This is a genomic window from Acinetobacter terrae (assembly GCF_002135195.1).
Classification (GTDB): domain Bacteria; phylum Pseudomonadota; class Gammaproteobacteria; order Pseudomonadales; family Moraxellaceae; genus Acinetobacter; species Acinetobacter terrae.
The window spans coordinates 1-20,046 of record NZ_NEGF01000009.1 but is presented as its reverse complement, the minus strand read 5'-3'; the positions used below and the strand labels follow the sequence as shown (position 1 = coordinate 20,046).

The window sequence follows — 20,046 nt, the reverse complement described above, 5'->3', positions numbered from 1 at the left end:
TGATTAAAAATAAAAGTCAGATAGAGAAATACAGGAAGTAATAAAAATGATTTTTGAAGATATCTTATATGAAGTAAAAAATGGTGTAGCTTGGATCACCATCAACCGCCCAGAAAAAATGAATGCCTTTCGTGGCACCACCTGTGATGAATTAATCAAAGCCTTAAACAAGGCAGGCTATGACCGTGAAGTCGGTGCGATTATAATGACGGGTGCCGGTGATCGTGCTTTCTGTACCGGCGGTGACCAGTCTGCGCATGATGGTAATTATGACGGCCGCGGAACCATTGGATTGCCGATGGAAGAATTACACACTGCGATGCGTGATGTACCCAAACCCGTGATTGCACGCGTACAAGGTTATGCCATTGGTGGCGGAAATGTATTGGCCACCATTTGTGACCTCACCATTTGCTCAGATAAAGCGATTTTCGGTCAAGTGGGTCCTAAAATGGGTTCTGTGGATCCAGGTTATGGCACAGCATATTTAGCTCGCGTTGTCGGCGAGAAAAAAGCCCGTGAAATCTGGTATATGTGCCGTCGTTATACTGGCCAGGAAGCAGTTGAAATGGGGCTTGCCAACAAATGTGTGCCGGCCGATCAACTGGATGCGGAAGTACAGGCCTGGGCAGAAGAAATCTGTCAGCGTAGTCCGACTGCCATCGCGATTGCCAAACGTAGCTTCAATATGGATACCGCGCATCAGGCAGGAATTGCCGGTATGGGCATGTATGCACTGAAATTGTATTACGATACAGAAGAATCACGCGAAGGGGTAAATGCGCTTAAGGAAAAACGCCAACCTGAATTCCGTAAGTACTACAAATAAGGAGCATAAATAATGTCAAAAAATCCTTATATCACCGAAGATTTAGAATTCTTAGCTGAAACTGCTGAAAAATTTGCCCAAAAATTTATTGCACCCGGTTTTTTAGAGCGTGATCAGAGTCGAGTATTTGATCGTGACCTGGTTAAAAAAATGGGTGAAATGGGCTTTATTGCACCGGAACTTCCTGAACAGTACGGCGGTCAAGGGATGGGGCGTCTGGCTGCGGGGATTATTCATGAAGCCGTGGCCAAAGCCGATTTAAGTTTCTCCTATATCAACTTACTGGCTTCCCTGAATGGTCAGATTCTGGCGGAACATGGTCAACCTGAAGTGGTTGAGTCGTGGCTGAAAAAATTGACGGCGGGTGAAGCGATCTTTTCGATCGCATTAACTGAGCCGCGTGGCGGTTCAGATGCTGCCAACTTGCGTTTAAAAATCGAACGTGACGGCGATGAGTATGTTTTAAATGGCGAAAAAACTTCTATTTCCGCTGCCGATCAGGCCGATGCTTCGGTGGTGTTTGGCCGTACCGGTTCAATTGAAGATGCTGCACATGGCGTAACGGCGCTCTTGGTTCCGATGGATTTGCCGGGAATCACGACCACACGTTTTGATTGTCATGGTCAGCGTGCGATTGGTCGCGGTTCGATTTTCTTTGATAATGTGCGTGTACCGGTCAATCATCGTCTAGGTGATGAAAACAAAGGTTTCGTGCAAGTCATGCAAGGCTTTGACTTTTCACGTGCTCTAATTGGGTTACAGGTTCTGGCGGTTGCCCGTGTCAGCCTGGATGAAGCCTGGGAATATGCGGCACAACGTGAAGCTTTTGGTCAGCCCTTAACAGCCTTTCAAGGGGTTTCGCATCCATTGGCCGAGTATGAAACTCAAGTGGAAGCAGCACGATTATTGTGCCTGCAAACCTTATGGTTAAAAGATAATCATCTCCCGCACACCTCCGAAGCCGGAATGTGTAAATGGTGGGGGCCAAAATTGGCTTATGATGTGATTCACCAATGCTTATTGACCTTTGGTCATGCCGGTTATGATCGAGGTGTGATGGAACAGCGTATGCGCGATGTGCTCGGCTTCCAGATTGGTGATGGTACCGCACAAATTATGAAAACTATTATTGCGCGTAAAAAAGCAGGCCGAAAAGCAGTCCCAGCCTAATAAGAGCCACTAAATTATGTAAAGTCCTATTTCTAATTGCTCAAATGTTTATTTGAGCAATATAGCAAAGCTCTACCTAAGATTTGGTGGCTAATGTCGATATTGTGATTTGAAATAAAACAATCTGATAATTATAAATTGGAGTTATGGAATGGATTTCGATGCGGTTCTTTTACCCCCACGCAGGGAAAAAATGTTACAAGAAGGGTATTGGTTAAATAAAACGATACTTGATTCATTGAATGAAGCAGTATATCAATACCCGGATAAAGTTGCTTTGGTCAGTTATAAAATAGAAGATCAATCTGAAAAAAGCTTTACTTATCGGGAAATGCTCCATACTGCTAATAAAATTTCATTAGGTTTGAAGCGTTTAGGTGTTCAAAAACAAGATATCGTATCTTGCCAATTACCCAATTGGTGGGAGTTCACTTTATTGTATATCGCTTGTCGTCGTATAGGTGCTGTACTTAATCCGTTAATGCCAATTTTTAGAGAGCGTGAGCTTTCATTTATGTTGAAACATACCGAAAGTAAGGTGCTCATCGTACCTAAAGTCTTTCGTAAGTTTGACCATGAAAAACTCGCCTATCAATTACAGAAAAATATTGAAAGCCTAGAGCACGTCGTTGTAGTGGGTGGAGAGGGTGAGAATAGTTTTGAAAAATTATTATTAAATCACGGTCTAGATAATGACCCGCAAATCTTAAATACCCTGAATGATGTCACCATCACTGCTGACGATATTGCTCAACTTGTGTTTACCTCAGGTACTACAGGCGAACCTAAAGGGGTAATGCATACAGCGAACACCTTATTTTCCAATATTGTACCGTATGCCAAGCGTTTACATTTAAGTAAAGACGATGTGATTTTTATGGGTTCGCCAATGGCGCACCAAACCGGCTTTATGTACGGCTTGATTATGCCGGTACTGTTAAAAGCAAAAGCGGTATTGCAGGATGTTTGGGATGTAAATACTGCCATCGGTCTGATTCATAAGCATCAAGTTACATTTACCATGGCCTCCACACCATTTTTAAATGATTTATCTGAAGCGGTATTAGATACCCACCAATCTTTAGATAGCTTGAAGTTATTCCTGTGTGCGGGTGCACCCATTCCAAGCACACTGGTGCAAAAAGCACGTCAAAACATGGGTGTTAAAGTTATTTCAGCTTGGGGAATGACCGAGTGTGGGGCGGTAACGACGACTTGTCCTGAAGATGATGACGAACGTTCATTTAATACCGACGGAATTCCACTTCCTGGTGTTAAAGTTAAAATTGTTGATGATCATGGCGAGGAATTACCACCGCATCAATCGGGCACGCTCATGATTCGTAGTTGTTCGAATTTTGGTGGGTATCTGAAACGCCCACATTTGAATGAAACCAGTGAAGATGATTGGTTTGATACGGGTGATATTGCCTATATGGACGAGCATGGCTATATCCGTATTGCGGGTCGTAAAAAAGATGTGATTATTCGGGGCGGTGAAAATATTCCAGTTGCCGAAGTGGAATCATTAATTTATTTACATCCAGATATTGCCACAGTCGCTTTAGTGCCTTATCCAGACGAACGAATGGGCGAAAAAGCCTGTGCAATTGTGAAGCTAAAAGAAGGTGCTCACTCAATTAGGTTAAAGGATCTGGTTGATTTCTTGAAAGTGCATAATCTGGCCAATCAATATTTGCCAGAGCGTTTGGAAGTCTGGGATGAAATACCAATGACGCCTTCAGGCAAAATTCAAAAATTTAAGCTTCGTGACTTGTTGCAGCAAAGTGCAAAAGTATAAAAAGCGTTAGGTTCAAGAATGAATGAAAAACTTTCGTTGATAAATATCGCTGCTGATATTTATCAACAGAAAGGCTGATTAAAAAAGACGATTTTAAACAGGAATGTGGAAAAGTCCTTATTCAAAATGGAATTTTAGAATGACAAAAAATGTAAAATTTTTAGCGAAGACAACCCTTAGTTTATCGATTTTAATGCTGGCGACCTCAAGCTATGCCGCAATGACTTTAGAAGAACAAGTCACTCATCTGCAGCAGCAAGTACAGGAATTGCAGACTTTAATGCAGCAGCAAAAGCAGGCCAGTGAAAAAATTTCTGCCGAACTGCCAAAATTAAAAGAAAATACATCAGAAAAATCGGTGCTCAAAAGTGATCTGAAGCAGCTAGTGACAAAAGGGGGCGCTGAATTTGAATTGTATGGAAATGTGCGCGCCGATGCGAGTTATCAGTTCAAAGGGCCAAGCACCATGTATAACTATATTAGTGCTGTACCCTTAGAAGGCAGTGTAAATGAAGGCAATAATTCGGATAAATTTCAAAGTACCTTAAATGCAACGCGATTCGGTTTTAATTTTAAAACGCCAAAAATTGGTGATCACAGCGTTGGTGGTAAAGTCGAAATGGATTTTTTTGGAGGGGCCGGACGGGATTCCTTCCGTATCCGTCATGCATATTTAACTTATGATGAGTGGTTAATTGGTCAAACTTGGTCAAACTTCAATGCAGTTGAATATTTCCCTGAAACTGTTGATGCCTCTTTATCTGTGGGAGGGTCTTTAACGCGGGTTCCACAAGTGAAATACAGCTATCCCGTGGATAAAAATATGAATCTTGCATTTAGCTTAGAAGATTCTAAAGCTGAAACTGTAACGACATCGGGAACGCAAGATTTTAAAACAGATGCCAATGCTAAGCTGAAATTGCCATCTGCTGTTGGGCGTTTAAACTATAAATTCGAAAATGGTTCTGCACTTTCAGGGCGTGTGTTTTTAACGCAAAAAGCCACCAATCATGAAGGAAATGATGATTTCTTGGCCTGGGGTGCTGCATTAGGCGGAAAATATCAGGTTACAGATAATACTTTAGTGCGTTTTGATTATAATCACATCAAAGGTGATACCAAAAATGTACTCTGGTCTAATTATGCCTATGTCTTCGATGCCAATGATAAGATGAAACCCAATGAGTTTGATACGGTCACTTTAGGGTTAACACAGAAGATTACCCCTAAAATTCGTTCTACCTTAGGGTTTGGTTATATGAGAGCAAATGATAATAATAGTTTTGCCGATTTAGTACGCAATGGTAAGGATTCAACTCAAAACAAAGAGTTAAAAGAGGGTTGGATTAATATGTTCTATAATCCTGTTAAACCTATTAATTTGGGCATCGAATATATGTATGGTGAGCGAAAAACCTTTAATGATCAAAAAGGTATTGATAATCGTGTGAATTTAACGGCAATTTATGACTTTTAAACGTTATTTAGATTTTATGTGAAATTATATTTAACGGTTGATCAGAATATAATTTTGGAAAAAATAAACTAACACCTCAGTGGAAATTTAAGAGTTAGGTTTGATGTAATTGAAATTAAACACACTAAAATTTAGCTTGAGTTTATCGATTTTATTTCGCTATATGATCACACTTACAGCAAGTTTGGCTGGTGTGTCGAGGATTTACTCTGACAAGCGAGCCACCTTGCTAATGTTGCGTAAGCGTCCGGTGAACCGAGTTCCTATTTTTAATTTGGATTGGGTTTGCAGCGATGTGGCCGCAATTCTTCAATCTGGCTGATTTTCTGTGTCGGCATCTTTTCAGCACATCACTTAAATAGGCATATGGATCCAGGCCATTCAGTTTTGCTGACTGTATGAGGATCATGTTGGCTGCACATTGACCACTGCGAAGTGACCCAACAACAGCCAGTTCTTACGCCCCGAGGCTTAGGACGCATTTGGTTGTCGGCTAGTCAGACTCGGTTACCCACGTCTAACCCCTTAAAAACCGTGCATGCGAGTTTCCCAGCACACGGCTCAAGCCTCTGCTAATGCGCCATTGGGCACCCGGTTATACATCGTTGACATTGGCACATTGCACATCCCTTGGGCAATGCTGGTGGTATAGCGGCCCGTCCGTCCCACCATGACTTACCTTCACAATATGGCGGTTGTGCCATGGTGTGTTTTTGGTGACCGATTTAAGGCAGGCGCAGCAGCTGCCTACTTGCTGTAGCCACAACTCGATACATCTTGGCTCGCCCCTTTGCGCAGATAAGCATTCTTTTGTCCCCCTGCGGGAGTCAAACTGTAACTCTATTAGGTTGAAATATATATGGAGAGTTTATGATCTGATTGATTTGTACCGCATAATGTAGCGTAAAAAATAAAAGTACTATTTAGAGAATATGTATTTTATGAAAACATTTTTTCCTTGCATTTCTATTATATCTGTTACCTAAAGGTACTCAACCTTTTATATTTACAATTAAACTAAACTGAAATAAGCGGGTCATAAATTATTCATCTTGAGTATGTAAGTTGGGTAAATTTATAAAATTCAATGAGAAAATAGTGAAAAAACAACTTTCTACATTAATGATCGCTTTGCTTTCAGTGGGGATAGTCGCATGTAATGATGACAATAATGACAGCGTCAGTAATGCACCGATTAAACAAGAAGCAACCCCTAATTCAATTCAGTTGGAGCGAATGGGTACGTATGATGCACAGATATACGGTGCAAGCGCAGCGGAAATACCAGCTTATGATGCGGCAAGTAAGCGCTTGTTTGTAGTGAATGCACAAAAAGGCATGATCGATGTATTGGATTTAACTAATCCGAATCAACCTGTTTATTTACAATCCCTAGATGCAAAACAACATTTAGCCAACTCTGAAGTGAACAGTGTTGCAGTACATAATGGAATTGTAGCACTGGCAGTTCAAGCAGAACAGAAAACGGATCCTGGTATCGTGGCTTTCTTTAATGCCAAAGATGCAAGTTTTATCAGTAAAGTTGAAGTGGGTGCTTTACCAGATATGCTGACGTTCACGCCAGATGGTAAAAAAATTCTGGTCGCGAATGAGGCTGAGCCAAGTGAAGGCTATGCCATTGATCCAGAAGGATCGATCAGCATTGTTGATATCAGCGATATTAAAAATCCAAAAGCTAAAGTAGTTGGTTTTAGCGCATGGAATGACCGTAAAGCCGAACTGGTTGAGAAAGGTATTCGTATTTTTGGACCAGCTGCAACTGTTGCTCAGGATTTAGAGCCTGAATATATTACAGTGAGTGCCGATGGTAAAACTGCTTGGGCAAGTTTACAAGAAAACAATGCGATTGCTGAAATTGATTTGAGTAAAGATCAAGTCATGGATATTTTCCCAATGGGTTATAAAGACCATAGCCTTACTGAGAATGCATTAGATGCGGGTGACCGTGATAGCGGCATCAATATTAAAGCGTGGCCAGGATTAAAAGGCATGTATATGCCAGATGCGATTGCCCAATATCAGGTAGATGGTCAAACTTATTTGGTGACTGCTAATGAAGGTGATGCTCGTGAATGGCTAAAGGATGAGGCCGTTTATTTCACCACGAATGATTTAAGTTCGGGGTATGCAGAAGAGATTCGAGTCAAACATTTATTCAATAGTAAAGGCTTCCGTACTAACGGTGATTATGCGGCACATTTACGTCAGATTACTCCCGGGGTCAAAGGTGCGAAACTCAATCCAGCGATCTTTGGTGAATGTAAACTGGGTACGAACGAGGAAGTGTGTGTAAATAACTTAATTGATGATTCTCAACTGGGCCGTTTAACCATTAGCTGGACGCAAGGCTATCAGAAAGATGCGAGTGGTCAGCCTGTACTTGATGAAAATGGACTAATGACGTACAACGCGCTTTATGCATATGGTGGTCGTTCATTTAGTATTGTTGATTCTAAAACCAAAGCAATTATTTGGGATTCGGGTAATGAATTTGAACGTAAGGTAGCAGAACTGTTTCCTGAAAACTTTAATTCCAACCATGAAGAAATTGGTATGGATAACCGCAGTGATAACAAAGGACCGGAACCAGAAGGGGTTACTTTAGGTAAGATTGGTCAGAAAACTTTTGCTTTTATTGGTTTGGAGCGGGTAGGTGGAATTATGGTGTATGACATCAGTAATCCCAAAGCCCCTAAATTTGTACAATATTTTAATGACCGTAGTTTCAAGCAAGAACCTTTGTTGAACTCAGCTGGTCAGCCTGTTGTAGATAAGGATGGGATTCAAATTATGCGCGAAAAATCAGATCTAGGTCCTGAAGGCCTAGTCTTTATTGCTGCTAAAGACTCACCAAATGGCAAGCCATTACTCGTAGTTGGTAATGAAGTTAGCGGTACGACTACGGTTTATCAAATTAAAGTGATGTAAAAAACCGAATAAAAAAGGACTCATGAACTGCACTCCGAAAATTGGTTATTTTATTCTAATTTGAAGAGTGCTTTTCTCTGTCTGGGTATTCTAAAAAATTTCAACCTCAATCAGGTATAAGAGGGCGATGCTGATCTATTTAATTTTTAAATCAGTAATATTTTCAAAACATTACCTTATTTCTGAATGTGTCTAAGATCACTTAGACAACAGCTTCAATTTAAAACTGGTGTTCAAAGTTTATGAACTTATGTACTATCAAATAATCCTTCAGGGAAGGCTTTTATCCTGAGCCAGGAATATGCTGGATTTAGATTAAAAAATCAGAGCTGAAATTTAGATTTAATCAAAGCTCTGCAAAACTGATAAGTAAATTTTACGTCTTTATCAAAGTATCAAAGTATCAAAGTATAAAAGAATAGGAATACAGCTGCTCTGCCAATTGCAGTATGATGCTTTTAAACTGAACTGGAGAGGCTCTTGCGCGTTGTTCGCTATAAATCTGTGGTTATTATTATACTGCTCATACTTGCAGCGGGTTTTGCCCTGTTTCGATGGTGGCAGGGACCGCTATTGCCAGCTTATACCATTGCGTCGACGCCTCTGGTGCAAACTGTGGTGGCAACCGGGCGAGTAGCGACAGTATCACGCGCTCAGGTTGGCAGTGAAATTACTGGTGTGGTCCTTGAGCGGCTTGTACAGGAAGGTGATCAGGTTTCGCCAGGTGACCTGTTATTGGTTCTGAAATCGGATGAACTAATTGCTCAGGCGAGGCAGGCTGAAGTTGCACTGACCGAACTGGCAACCAGCAGGCGTCCACAGGTAGCAGCAGAATTAGCTAGTGCTAAAGCACAACTAGAACAGGCCAGCCGAGAAGCAGCACGTAGGCGTAATTTAGAAGCAGGAATACTGTCGGCTGAAGAAATAGAGAAGGCTGTTGAGACTGAAAGAGTGGCCCGCAACAACTTTGATGCGGTACGTTTAAGGGCGACAGCATTGGCACCGGGTCAAGTCGAGGAAGCTAAGCTTCGTGAGCAACTTGCTGCGACACAAGCTCAGCTTGCCAAAACAAAAATACGTGCTGGAGTAGCAGGTACGGTGCTGACACGCGATGTGGAGCCGGGCGATCTGGTACAGCCCGGTCGGACATTATTTACCATTGCACTGAATGGCAATACGGAAATTCGAGTGCCGCTTGATGAAAGAAATTTATCACGGCTTGCCTTGCAGCAAAATGCAGCAGTGATTGCCGATTCGTACCCTGATCAATCTTTTCCTGCCCGTATCAATTTTATTGCACCGAGTATTGATCCACAGCGAGGTACGGTAGAGGTTCGGTTAGCGGTTGATCCAGTACCCGACTTTCTACGTCAGGACATGACTGTCTCGGTCAATGTCGAAACTGACAGACGTGAGCGAGCATTGACCATCCCTAATGATGCTTTAAGCAGTATAAAGGGAAATAAGGCAGTAGTGCTGTTGGTGCGTGATGGAAAAATACAGCATCAGCAAGTTACCTTAGGTTTACGTGGCTTAGCCATGTCGGAAGTGGTTTCAGGTTTGAGTAAGGGTGATCATGTACTTGCCGATGCCGAATCCTCATTAAAAGAGGGAGCGCGGGTACGCTTAAAACTGCAAAAAATACCATTGAATAATCAAGCTGGTGACACAGACAGCAAAAATGAATTACCGGTGAAATTCGATTGAAAAACTTTTTCGGGCGGCTTTGGACCGAGTGGACGATCGCAATCAGTTTTTTGCGCGAGGGCCGTGCACAGTCCATCATGATCACTGTGGGCGTCGCAGTGGGTGTGGCGGTAATTGTGTTTATTAGCGCTTTAATTCAAGGATTGCAGTCGAATATTGTCGAACGTACTTTGGGAACACAGGCGCATATTCGTTTGCTGTCACCGGATGAGGTGAATCAGATTGTGCGGCCTGCAGCCGGTACTGTACAGTTGCTGCAGGAAGATAAACGGGCACAGCGGCTGCGCTCGATCAATAACTGGCAGCAGATTACCGAGACCTTGGATCATTTACCCATATTGACTGCTGTTTCACCCGTAGTGTCTGGACCTGCCTTTGTGCAACGCGGTGATGCAGTCGAATCGGTCGCATTGGTAGGTATCAATCTAGAACGTTACCAACAGATCATCCCGCTGAAAGAATATTTGCAGAGTGGTCAGTTACGAGTGGGTGCTGACGAGGTACTGATTGGCAGCCAGTTAGCCAAAGATCTGGGAGTACAAGTCGGGAGTAAGTTACGATTAGATACCGGTCAGGAGAACAGTGCCGTGGTCAATATCTCCGGGATATTTGAACTGGGGGTACGCGAACTGGATGCGCGTTACGTCTATCTGGACTTAAAACAGGCACAATCGCTACTCAGTTTGCCTGGGGGAGTCACGGTGATTGACCTGACCATCGCAGATATTTTTGAGGCAGATAACATTGCTGCACAGATAGGACGCTTGACCTCATTAAAAGCCGAAAGCTGGATTGAAACCAATGCCCAGCTTATGAATGCGATTACAGCGCAAAGCCTGTCGACCAATATGATTATTGTCTTTGTGGCGATTTCTGTGGCCTTTGGGATCGCCAGCGTCATGTCGGTCAGTGTGGTGCAGCGAACCCGGGAAATTGGCATTATGCGTGCGACAGGTGCGACCCAATCACAAATCTTACGAATTTTCTTATTTCAGGGTGCAATATTTGGCTTGCTGGGTTCGGTTCTAGGTAGTGCTGCCAGTTATGTGTTGGTATGGGTATTTAATACTTTTGGTCCAGGTTTATTTTATATTCCTGTGTCTACAGAGCTAGTGATGCTGGCAGTGTTACTTGCTACACTGACTGGCGTGCTGGCTGCAGCTGTACCATCGCGCCGGGCAGCCGCACTCGATCCAGTGGAGGCGATTCGTCATGTCTGATCAGTCTCAGGAAGTGTTACGTCTGGAAGCACTGCGTAAATCTTATAATATTGGTCAGCCCAATGAGGTGGAAATATTACATGGGATTGATCTGTGTATTGAGCGCAAGGATTTTGCTGCGTTGATTGGTCCGTCTGGTTCGGGTAAAAGTACCTTGTTGAATATTCTGGGCTTGCTGGATAAACCCAGCAGCGGTGAGCTTTATTTACTGGGTCATGCGACGAGTAGTATGGATGATGCCGGACGCACTACGTTACGTGGCAACAGTATCGGGTTTGTTTTTCAGTTTCACTACCTTATCCAGGCCTTTACCGCCTTAAATAACGTGCTCATGCCGTTGATGCTGACTCAGGGCAAACCCGATAAGCTTGCACTACAGCGAGCGCGTGAATTGCTTGCTGCGGTGGGTTTGGAAAAGTTTGCCGACCGTAAACCCAATGAACTCTCGGGTGGTCAGCAACAGCGGGTGGCGATTGCCCGGGCTCTGATCACTCAACCCGCGTTACTGTTAGCGGATGAACCTACAGGTAATCTTGATACTAAGACAGCTGCAGAAATGTTTGAACTATTTCGTAAAGTACATTACGAACACGATTGTGCTGTGCTGCTGGTCACCCATGATCCGCGCCTGTCAGCAACCTGTGATCGAACTATTAATCTGGTGGATGGTCGTATTGAAAGTGATTTGAGAAATAATAAATCAGATGTGTCATCTCGAGTGCCAAGCGATAAGAGCGACGGGGAGTGACCACTTTATTATTGCTGTTTATCATAAGTTCTTATAATCACATGTTGCTGTATAGCGATTTAATCAATATGCAAAGCTGATTTGTCACGTGAAGCAAAAAAACTTCATTTTTAGCAGGTACCAATGTACTTGTACTTTTAGTGAGCATTATCCTTGAGCTAAAGGAGAATGCTCACTAAAAGTGTTCAAACTGTACGGTTCTTCGCTGCACTACTCGTTATCCCCTAGTTTAACCAGACGCTCATGGGCCTCATCTGCTTTCCCGCTACATGAATTTCAAAGCTATTATTGACGGTTATGTTTATTTAATTCAATTTTTACAATAAAACTATTCAATCAACCTGGTTCTGTAGATAAGTATATCTACCTATATAAGTAGGCATTCTTATAGGTACTGTCAGCACTTTCCTTATTTAGTTACATGATTTTGATTATCAGTCCTTAACTTTTGCCTGATAAAAACACTGATTCATCCTTATATTTCGCAGGCATGTTCTCGGACTAGATTAAGTCATGAACTTAGTGGGGGTTAAACCCTCTATTGAGGAAGACTTAACGATCTGAGGGATTGCTGCAAATGATAGCTAAATATCTAAAATCGATAGCATTAATGACAAGTCTTTTGAGCTGTACGCCCTTTATATTTGCAGCTGAAAATGGCGGAAGTGCTTATCCTGATGGCACAGAAAGCTTTTTTGGTGGTGCAATGCCACCTTCAGGTACGTATCTGGTGAATTACAACCAGTTTTACTCGGCAGACAAATTCAAAAACGACCATCCTGTATTTGATGATTTCAAACTTGATACTTTTGCAACTGTTGCACGCGGTATCTATGTCAGTGACAAAACATTCTTAGGTGCTTCTTGGGGCATGCATGCCTTCCTGATCTATGCAAATGCCGACATCACTTTGGGCGGCGGGCAGGATGACAAAACGGCTCTAGGCGATGTCATTATCGATCCATTCCTGTTGGGCTGGCATAAAGGTGACCTGCATGTCGCTACAGGCGTGGATTTTTATATTTCTGTGGGGTCTTACAACAAGAACAAGCTCGCAAATATTGGTCGTAACTACTACACCATTCAACCGATTGTTTCAGCGACTTATCTCAACAAACAAGGTATCGAGGTTTCCACCAAGTGGATGTACGACATCAACTTTGAAAACAAGGACACCAATTACCAATCAGGCAATGCGCTGCATGTGGACTATATCGTTGCCAAACACATGGGGCCGCTTGCAGTGGGCGTAGGGGGGTATGTACATCGCCAGCTTGAAGGTGACTCCGGTGAAGGCGCAATTCTCGGTGACTTTAAAGCCAAAGCAGCAAGTATCGGTCCGCAAGTGCGCTATCAATTTGCTAAAGGCGTCGCTGTTGCAGCCAAATACCAAAAAGAATTTGATGTAGAAAACCGACCGGAAGGTCAAAAGTTCGCAATCGATCTCACCATTCCATTTTAAGAATCAGCCATTTAATAATATAGGGGAAGACTATGAAAATTGAAAATCAAGACTATGCATTAGGCAGTGCCAACGCTGTTGATTATCTGATGGTGAATGAATTCTCAGGCGGTATTGTCGGTCCTAGCCAACGCATGCTTGGTCCACTAAAAAATGGTGGCACACTGAAAACGGGTACACCGCCGGGCTGTTGGGGTCCAATGATTACCCCTGCATTTCAGGGCGGTCATGAAGTGACATTGCCTGTGTCTATTGAAGGTGCTGAAGTTGGCGATGCTGTAGCCTTAAAAATTAAGAAAATGAAAGTGACGTCGATTGCAACTTCTTCAGGTGCGATGAGCTTCGTTGAAGGGCGTTACCACGGCGACCCGTTTGTGGCGAAATACTGTAGTGCTTGTGGTACTGAACAGCCGACAAGTTATGTTGAAGGCATTGGTGAAGATGCGATCCGTTGCAAAAACTGTGATGCAGAAGTCAGTGCTTTTGAATTTTCACACGGCTATGTGATCGTGCTTGATGAGGAAAACAAAGTCAGCCTGACTGTGAATCAAGAGATTGCCAACAAACTTGCCGGCAATGCCAATGAATTGGCCGCTCAACATTCAATTTTGTCACTGGCACGTGCCGATATGCCGGGTGTGGCAGCGCATAAACTCTTCGGTAAATTAAACAGATTGGACTGAATCAGGCAGTCTTCAACATGACGTACAATTCTTGAGGCTGTGGGCTCTGAAACCCCGTAACTCGTCGCAACGTGAAATAAGGTTCGGTATTCCCGCCAATAGCTTAGACAGAGCAGAACCTGATCCTCCAGGCTTAACTTGGGCGGTCTGCCTTTGGCAGGGACGTGCTTTTTAATTGCTCAACCATTACATAGAAGGTTGACCATCAGATGCTGGTGTATCGCTTGAACTGAGGATCAGAAAACTTCTTTGAGTCGATGTATTTATGCGTAAATTATGCATGAATACGGTAAATTTTTGGGTATAGATAATAGTTAAAAGATGCTCATCTTTTGACTTGTGAAAGAGATCTAACAATTTGAATTATTACCTTATTTTGACAGCAGAGTTGATATTAATAAATATCAACGAAATCTAGTTACAGATTGATATTTAGACACAAGATAATACTATCTCTTTTTTTTGCATACGTGCATTGTAATTGGGTTCGTTAAAAATTGGCAATTTTATAATTTTAGAAAAGGATGAATAAAAATGACCAAGCAAAAACACCCAAAAGATGAATCAGAATCTAAAGAAACTGAAGATCTGGTGAGTCAAGATGACAGTCAGCCGCAAAAGAATCCTAAAGACAAATCTGATGAGCATGAAAAGCATAAATCAAGCCACTATCATCAGCACCATGATACAACAAGCAACTATAAACCACCCCATTGAACAGAATTGATCCGCATCGATATTAATGCCGTACAAATGTAAAAGAAATGCATCCCATTATCCTGCTCGCTTATCTCAGGACAGGTCACATCCAATGGCCTGTCTGGTACAGGCAGTCACAAATCAATAATTTCAAAGCATTCTTATCAAATGCTGAGGTAAGTCTATTTAAAAGCCTTGTTGAGACAGTGATTGAGCGCTTGAAGGGTACATTCGGTTTGATCAGCACAAAGCAAAGATCTATTTCTGTTTATTTGAGCAACATATATGCTTCATTATGTGTATATCAATTATGTCAAAAGAATAAGCTCAGGATTTTCATCAAATAGCTTTATCCATTATTCGGGTTAAATAAATGATTTAAATATTAGGGACTGTTCTCATTTGTTGAAAATGCCTTTGCCCTATTAAAGCACTTTCGTGGTATTGCAACTCGTTTTGAAAAGTTAGCTCGTAATTATAAGTCCATGTTGTTCTTGGCTTGTTTGTTTATTTGGTGCAAAGTCAAATGAGGACACGCCCTAAATCACCCTGAATAACGGATAAGAAATTGACTTGAAAAAGGTGTTACCAGAGTCATTAGTTGAGTTACCAAACCTAACTACTCACTGAACAAACTCCCTCTGATTAAGTCGCAGCTGAAGGGCTGCTTTCTAACTGATGTACGGCATCATCGACACTTTGTGAATGATAACTAGACTGGGGAAATAATGGACTGTTTACATACAATAAGGTTTGTGCGACTGAACGACGTACTCGTGCCAGTTGCAGGTCAATCCGCTGCTCTTGCAAATGCTCAGCCAACGATAGCAACTCTTCAATACTGGTACTATCAAGGCTTGGACATTCTTCAAGATTCAAAATCACATGTTTATAATTTTGCTCAGAAACCTTCTTTAGAATCGCATGACAGATTTTTTCTGCATTGGCAAAAAACATGGGATGATCAGGCCGTGCAATTAAAATAGCATAAGGTGCTACAGCTTCAGGAAAACGGTTTATGTCAACAAAATCATGCCCACCATCTAGACGTCCAAGCCATGCAATTCGAGGGACAGAGTAGCTTTTCAATAACATTAAAACGCTCACAATCACCGCAATCAATAAACCATTGAGCACCCCAAAAATAATCACCGCCCAAATCGCAATAATCGACAACAACCGATCTTTATGCCAAATAAAATACTGCTTAAATGGTGCAAAACGAATATGTCCACTTACTGCATACATCACAATACTCGCTAAAACTGGCTCAGGAATATTGGCGATATACTGACGAAAATACAGCAAAAAAATCACCACTGTCAGTGCTGCCACCCATGCCGATTTTTTGCTTTTTGCCCCTGCAGACTCATTGGCTGAAGTTGCTGAATAGCCTGCACCAACCGCCATTCCCTTAAATAATCCTGAGCAAATATTACTCACCCCTAATGCAATCAGGTCACGGTTTGGCTCGCTTGAATCATTGTATTTTAGGGCAGAGGTACGAATTGAAGTATAAGATTCGGCATAAATAATCAGAGCGACTGCCAACGAAATTTCAACCAGTTGCAACCAACTATTCATATTCAAATGAGGTAAGCTAACACTCGGTAGAACAAACTCAAAATTCCCAACAGATCTAATTCCCCATTCTTGGATATACCCCATAACATCTAAACCAATACCTAAAATAATCAGCAACAAAGCCACTGGAATAGTTTTATAGCGCTGTGTGAATTGTAGAGTGAAGAAGACACAGAGTCCCATACTCAAAGCATGCCAGTTCCAGGTCGAATAGGCTTGTAACATTTCCCATAACTGATGAAAAAAATCATTGTGTGCAGGATGTACCTGTAATACTGACGGGAGCTGTTTAACCACAATGCTGAGTGCCAAGCCAAAGGAAAAGCCTTTCAGCACAGGTTTTGCAATAAAATGCGTCACCTCTCCAAGCTTAAACAACCCTGCAATCACCAGTAAAATACCCGATAAAAATACCACTGCATATGCCAGACTTGCCCGTTCTGGCGAAGAAAACATCACTATGGTTGCCAAACCTGAACTCATGACTGCGGCAGAAGATGATGTCGAAGACACAATTGCAAGACGGCTATTCCCGATCAGACCATAAAGTACTAAACCCAGCACTAGCGCCACCAAACCGCTTTGCGGTGACAACCCTACCAGATTGGAATAGGCTACTGCTTCAGGCAGCAGCAAACCTGCGATAGATAATCCCGCAATCACATCAGAAATCGGGATGTTTTTAGCAGCGGTCATACATTTGCCAAATCTTGTACAGTCAGTGAAATAATCTGGCAAGGAATGAGAGCATCTTCATCATGTAGATACACCGCACATAATCGATGATAACCATCCGCGATAATTAAATGGCGTCGTCCTAAATCACGTACCAACAATAAAGGTGAAAGTGCTTTGTTCTGCTCAATTTTGCTCAAATCACGTGCCACATGAAAATTGTGCTCATCGAGTAGTGGAAGCTGTGCTGCACGAAAAATATCTTTGGCTTTAAACTGAGTTACTGTTTCGACTTGTAACTGGCTCACCAGTTTTTCAACCTGTGAAGGATGCAACACCAAACACAAATAAGACCTCGCAGCAGGATAATCATGTGCTTCTGGCTGCTCGAGCCAGACAATTGAATGCTTAGGTTTTTTATTATTACTATCCATAGTTTCAGATTACTTATTATGACTATAAATCAGCTGACAGCATAACAAATCAGTCGAATAAAAGTCTGTAAAAAAGTGGTTTTACTGAGGACTTGATTACCCGCTAAATATTGATCACGATTTGAATAAATCGTAATGATTAGATAGGGTCCATACCAGCCCCCATTAGGTGTTTTTTGTCAAAAAATCACTGATTCGATCAAGATATAATAATATTTTAACTAATCCTGTTATTCGCCCATTTGAGTTATTCAAAAAAAGTATCTATTCTGAAATTGCAGATTCAGCAATAGGTAAAATTCATTTTCTGGATAAGCATCCGGTTAACCCCTTGCTTAATTTCAATTTTAGGCGAGCTTCCAGTGATGTGGTAGCAGTTCTTCAATCTAGCTCATTTTCTCCGTTGGCAGTCTTTTCAGCACATAACTTAAATAGATATACGGATCCAGTCCATTCAGTTTTGCTGATTGGATTGAAGTCATAAAGTTGGTGGCTTGCAAGCTGTATTATATTGATTTTATAATATTTTTAAAATTTATAGCTATTTATTTTAGTTTTAATCTCTAATTCAGTTAGATTGTATTTTATATAATATCAGTATCTGACATTCAGGAAAAATCATGAACAATAACTATCCAAAACCTATAATAATAATGCACTGGATTACCTTTGTTTTAGTTGTAATTGTATATTTGACGAGTGGAGATCCAACAAGAACAGGCTTGCAGGGCCAGATTCATGTCGTAGGTGGAATTTCAATATTTATTTTATTTTTCGTGAGATTAAGTTTTGTTTTTATCTATAAAAGAAGTATTCCTCAAAATGAGATAATTAGTTCGTATCAAATCAAATTATTTAAAATTGTCAGATTTACGCTTTACTTAAGTTTATGTGTCGTTCCAATAGCGGGCTGGCTTGCATTATCGAGTTTGACTGATAACTTCCAAGTATTCTCTTTAAACTTGCCACTTTTAAGCAGTGTTAAAGATCTTAAATTTATTGCTGAATTACATCAATTTTTAGGTAACTTTTTTATTGTAATTGTAGGTTTGCATGCCTGTGCTGCATTAATCCACCATTTTCTTTTCAAAGATAATGTATTAAAAAGTATGCTTTTTAAAAAATGAAGTGATTCAGATCTAAAACTATAAAAAATAGCGATATTGTTCACCCAGAACAACATGCTTTATCGATATAAAGCATGTCAAATATTTCTATAGAGCTATTATCTATACCCCTCATGGGGTTGGACGTGTTCAGATTATATAAAAAAAGAGATCTTACGCCACCGCAACATTAAATAATGATCCGATCCAAGCACTGAATAACATGGCGATAATACCCCAAATCATGACCCGAATTGAACCTCTCCAAATACTTGCACCGCCAGCATAACTGGCCAAGGCCCCCATAATTCCGAGGCTTAATACCCCAATCAGTATGACGCCTTTCTCCAGGTATTGCTCAGGCAAAAGTATAATTGAAATTAAAGGAAATAATGAGCCTATAGTAAATGCAATGGCTGAAGAGAATGCAGCGCGAAAGGGCTGGGCAGAGGTATGATCTGAAATACCAATTTCATCACGAGCATGTGCATCTAAAGCATTGTGTTCAGTCAGTTGTTGCGCGACTTCTTGTGCTAAAGCGGGTTGCAGTCCCCGCTGTATGTAAATATTCTTTAGTTCATTTAATTCATGTTCAGGATGGCGTTGTAGTTCACGTTCTTCCATCTCCAGATCATTCTTTTCAATGTCTTGTTGTGATTTAACGGAAATATATTCACCTGCAGCCATCGAGGCGGCCCCAGATATTAATCCGGCAACACAAGTCACCAGTAAAGTATGGGTGGATGCTCCACTGGCTGCTATTCCGACCACGAGACTTGTTACTGAAATAATCCCGTCATTTGCCCCCAGCACAGCTGCACGCAACCATCCCGCACGTTCGATGTAATGTTTTTCAAGATGATAAGAATGGCGCACAAGGTATATCCTTTTTTGTTATCATGCTGATTATAGTTAAATTTATTTCATTTGTAGACATTATTATTGGCTAATTTCAAAAACCGTGCTTAACAAGAGGGGCGAATAGTTAACAGCTCAGCATCCTACATCACACGTACATGTTAAAAATAAAAGGCTTTTATCAATAATCTTGATTACCATAAACCTTTGTCTTCAATGCTTCAGCGTTTATTGGGGTGCTGATGTAGTAAAACCAGCTCAATTCTCTAAACCTCCTAAATTGATGGTTTTAGTGGTAGGAGAAACTGCACGCGCTGAAAGTTTTTCATTAAAGGGCTACGCAAAAAATATTAGGGCGTGTCCTCATTTGGCTTTGCACCAAATAAACAAGCAAGCCAAGAACAACATGGACTTATAATTACGAGCTAACTTTTCAAAACGAGTTGCGATACCACGAAAGTGCTTTAATCGGGCTAAGGCATTTTCAACAAGATGCCTTAAGCGATAAAGATAGTCATCAAAATCTACGTTTGGCTTTCTGCTGTTTGATTTTCTTGGAATAATAGGAGTCATCCGATGATTACGAGCGACTTCACGAATATGCTCTGAATCATAACCTATATCTGCAATTAAATAGTCGGCTT

Annotated in this window: 17 protein-coding genes and 5 pseudogenes; 14 read left to right on the top strand and 8 right to left on the bottom strand. The window is 41.5% G+C overall.

Going from position 1 to position 20,046, the window contains the following annotated elements; all coding sequences use genetic code 11:
- The first annotated feature begins 46 nt into the window (after window positions 1-46).
- The 4 genes from badI to B9T23_RS10680 all read left to right on the top strand — a co-directional run bounded on the left by badI (window position 47) and on the right by B9T23_RS10680 (window position 5,277).
- Window positions 47-829: a 2-ketocyclohexanecarboxyl-CoA hydrolase gene (gene badI, locus B9T23_RS10695; protein WP_086194091.1), complete on the top strand. Its 783-nt coding sequence runs from the start codon at window positions 47-49 to the stop codon at window positions 827-829.
- Window positions 830-841: 12 nt separating this feature from the next.
- Window positions 842-1,999 (top strand): cyclohexanecarboxyl-CoA dehydrogenase, encoded by a 1,158-nt coding sequence (gene aliB, locus B9T23_RS10690; protein ID WP_086194090.1) that lies wholly within the window; start codon window positions 842-844, stop codon window positions 1,997-1,999.
- 151 nt (window positions 2,000-2,150) lie between these two features.
- Window positions 2,151-3,800 (top strand): cyclohexanecarboxylate-CoA ligase, encoded by a 1,650-nt coding sequence (aliA, locus tag B9T23_RS10685; RefSeq protein ID WP_086194089.1) that lies wholly within the window; start codon window positions 2,151-2,153, stop codon window positions 3,798-3,800.
- A gap of 139 nt (window positions 3,801-3,939) precedes the next feature.
- Window positions 3,940-5,277, top strand: a complete 1,338-nt coding sequence (locus B9T23_RS10680) for a DcaP family trimeric outer membrane transporter (RefSeq protein ID WP_086194088.1) — start codon at window positions 3,940-3,942, stop codon at window positions 5,275-5,277.
- A gap of 151 nt (window positions 5,278-5,428) precedes the next feature.
- Here the strand turns inward: B9T23_RS10680 and B9T23_RS17275 are convergent.
- Both B9T23_RS17275 and B9T23_RS10675 read right to left on the bottom strand, forming a co-directional pair.
- Window positions 5,429-5,500, bottom strand: a pseudogene (locus B9T23_RS17275) (hypothetical protein); the annotation flags it as partial.
- A 46-nt stretch (window positions 5,501-5,546) separates the two neighbouring features.
- A pseudogene (locus tag B9T23_RS10675) lies at window positions 5,547-5,768 on the bottom strand (transposase domain-containing protein); the annotation flags it as partial.
- A gap of 607 nt (window positions 5,769-6,375) precedes the next feature.
- On the opposite strand from B9T23_RS10675, the gene B9T23_RS10665 reads away from it, so the two are divergent.
- The 6 genes from B9T23_RS10665 (at window position 6,376) to B9T23_RS10640 (ending at window position 14,046) form a co-directional block, all read left to right on the top strand.
- Window positions 6,376-8,226: a choice-of-anchor I family protein gene (locus tag B9T23_RS10665; protein ID WP_165493768.1), complete on the top strand. Its 1,851-nt coding sequence runs from the start codon at window positions 6,376-6,378 to the stop codon at window positions 8,224-8,226.
- A 480-nt stretch (window positions 8,227-8,706) separates the two neighbouring features.
- Window positions 8,707-9,933 carry an efflux RND transporter periplasmic adaptor subunit gene (locus tag B9T23_RS10660; RefSeq protein WP_086194087.1) on the top strand — a complete coding sequence of 409 codons (1,227 nt, stop codon included), beginning with the start codon at window positions 8,707-8,709 and terminating at the stop codon, window positions 9,931-9,933.
- A complete protein-coding gene (locus B9T23_RS10655) occupies window positions 9,930-11,153 on the top strand; it encodes an ABC transporter permease (RefSeq protein WP_067723161.1) in 1,224 nt (407 codons plus the stop codon). Before B9T23_RS10660 ends, B9T23_RS10655 begins: the two co-directional genes overlap by 4 nt.
- A complete protein-coding gene (locus tag B9T23_RS10650) occupies window positions 11,146-11,901 on the top strand; it encodes an ABC transporter ATP-binding protein (protein ID WP_067723160.1) in 756 nt (251 codons plus the stop codon). The genes B9T23_RS10655 and B9T23_RS10650 overlap by 8 nt, the downstream gene beginning before the upstream one ends.
- A 610-nt stretch (window positions 11,902-12,511) precedes the next feature.
- On the top strand, window positions 12,512-13,363 hold the full coding sequence (locus B9T23_RS10645; RefSeq protein WP_171255149.1) for a SphA family protein: 852 nt from the start codon (window positions 12,512-12,514) through the stop codon (window positions 13,361-13,363).
- Between the two features lie 32 nt (window positions 13,364-13,395).
- A complete protein-coding gene (locus B9T23_RS10640) occupies window positions 13,396-14,046 on the top strand; it encodes an acetamidase/formamidase family protein (RefSeq protein ID WP_081406190.1) in 651 nt (216 codons plus the stop codon).
- On the opposite strand, the gene B9T23_RS17230 is transcribed toward B9T23_RS10640, so the two are convergent.
- Window positions 13,959-14,162 carry a helix-turn-helix domain-containing protein gene (locus tag B9T23_RS17230; RefSeq protein ID WP_350353993.1) on the bottom strand — a complete coding sequence of 68 codons (204 nt, stop codon included), beginning with the start codon at window positions 14,160-14,162 and terminating at the stop codon, window positions 13,959-13,961. The two genes, B9T23_RS10640 and B9T23_RS17230, sit on opposite strands and share 88 nt — an antisense overlap.
- Before the next feature lie 418 nt (window positions 14,163-14,580).
- Here B9T23_RS17230 and B9T23_RS10630 point away from each other — a divergent pair, with 418 nt between their 5' ends.
- Window positions 14,581-14,763 (top strand): hypothetical protein, encoded by a 183-nt coding sequence (locus B9T23_RS10630; RefSeq protein WP_067723156.1) that lies wholly within the window; start codon window positions 14,581-14,583, stop codon window positions 14,761-14,763.
- Window positions 14,764-15,149: 386 nt separating this feature from the next.
- Window positions 15,150-15,275 (top strand): annotated as a pseudogene (locus B9T23_RS10625) (IS5/IS1182 family transposase); the annotation flags it as partial.
- Between the two features lie 115 nt (window positions 15,276-15,390).
- Here B9T23_RS10625 and B9T23_RS10620 read toward each other — a convergent pair.
- The 3 genes and pseudogenes from B9T23_RS10620 to B9T23_RS10610 all read right to left on the bottom strand — a co-directional run.
- On the bottom strand, window positions 15,391-17,025 hold the full coding sequence (locus B9T23_RS10620) for a SulP family inorganic anion transporter (RefSeq protein WP_067723154.1): 1,635 nt from the start codon (window positions 17,023-17,025) through the stop codon (window positions 15,391-15,393).
- Entirely contained in the window at window positions 17,022-17,438 is a 417-nt protein-coding gene (locus B9T23_RS10615; protein WP_067723152.1) for a hypothetical protein, read from the bottom strand. Before B9T23_RS10615 ends, B9T23_RS10620 begins: the two co-directional genes overlap by 4 nt.
- A 386-nt stretch (window positions 17,439-17,824) precedes the next feature.
- A pseudogene (locus B9T23_RS10610) lies at window positions 17,825-17,935 on the bottom strand (transposase domain-containing protein); the annotation flags it as partial.
- 123 nt (window positions 17,936-18,058) lie between these two features.
- On the opposite strand from B9T23_RS10610, the gene B9T23_RS10605 reads away from it, so the two are divergent.
- Window positions 18,059-18,565 (top strand): cytochrome b, encoded by a 507-nt coding sequence (locus B9T23_RS10605; RefSeq protein ID WP_067723151.1) that lies wholly within the window; start codon window positions 18,059-18,061, stop codon window positions 18,563-18,565.
- 153 nt (window positions 18,566-18,718) lie between these two features.
- On the opposite strand, the gene B9T23_RS10600 is transcribed toward B9T23_RS10605, so the two are convergent.
- Window positions 18,719-19,420, bottom strand: a complete 702-nt coding sequence (locus tag B9T23_RS10600) for a VIT1/CCC1 transporter family protein (RefSeq protein WP_067723150.1) — start codon at window positions 19,418-19,420, stop codon at window positions 18,719-18,721.
- Between the two features lie 247 nt (window positions 19,421-19,667).
- On the opposite strand from B9T23_RS10600, the pseudogene B9T23_RS17225 reads away from it, so the two are divergent.
- Window positions 19,668-19,751 (top strand): annotated as a pseudogene (locus tag B9T23_RS17225) (hypothetical protein); the annotation flags it as partial.
- Window positions 19,752-19,765: 14 nt separating this feature from the next.
- Here the strand turns inward: B9T23_RS17225 and B9T23_RS10590 are convergent.
- Window positions 19,766-20,046: transposase (locus B9T23_RS10590; RefSeq protein ID WP_143222517.1), on the bottom strand; the 281-nt coding region annotated here is incomplete at its 5' end.

Excerpts from the sequence above, each read along its gene's own strand:
- B9T23_RS10620 (WP_067723154.1), bottom strand. The coding sequence starts at position 17,025 with ATGACCGCTGCTAAAAACATCCCGATTTCTGATGTGATTGCGGGATTA.
- aliB (WP_086194090.1), top strand. The coding sequence starts at position 842 with ATGTCAAAAAATCCTTATATCACCGAAGATTTAGAATTCTTAGCTGAA.
- B9T23_RS10630 (WP_067723156.1), top strand. The coding sequence starts at position 14,581 with ATGACCAAGCAAAAACACCCAAAAGATGAATCAGAATCTAAAGAAACT.
- B9T23_RS10640 (WP_081406190.1), top strand. The coding sequence starts at position 13,396 with ATGAAAATTGAAAATCAAGACTATGCATTAGGCAGTGCCAACGCTGTT.
- B9T23_RS10605 (WP_067723151.1), top strand. The coding sequence starts at position 18,059 with ATGAACAATAACTATCCAAAACCTATAATAATAATGCACTGGATTACC.
- aliA (WP_086194089.1), top strand. The coding sequence starts at position 2,151 with ATGGATTTCGATGCGGTTCTTTTACCCCCACGCAGGGAAAAAATGTTA.
- B9T23_RS10645 (WP_171255149.1), top strand. The coding sequence starts at position 12,512 with ATGACAAGTCTTTTGAGCTGTACGCCCTTTATATTTGCAGCTGAAAAT.
- badI (WP_086194091.1), top strand. The coding sequence starts at position 47 with ATGATTTTTGAAGATATCTTATATGAAGTAAAAAATGGTGTAGCTTGG.
- B9T23_RS10680 (WP_086194088.1), top strand. The coding sequence starts at position 3,940 with ATGACAAAAAATGTAAAATTTTTAGCGAAGACAACCCTTAGTTTATCG.
- B9T23_RS10650 (WP_067723160.1), top strand. The coding sequence starts at position 11,146 with ATGTCTGATCAGTCTCAGGAAGTGTTACGTCTGGAAGCACTGCGTAAA.
- B9T23_RS10615 (WP_067723152.1), bottom strand. The coding sequence starts at position 17,438 with ATGGATAGTAATAATAAAAAACCTAAGCATTCAATTGTCTGGCTCGAG.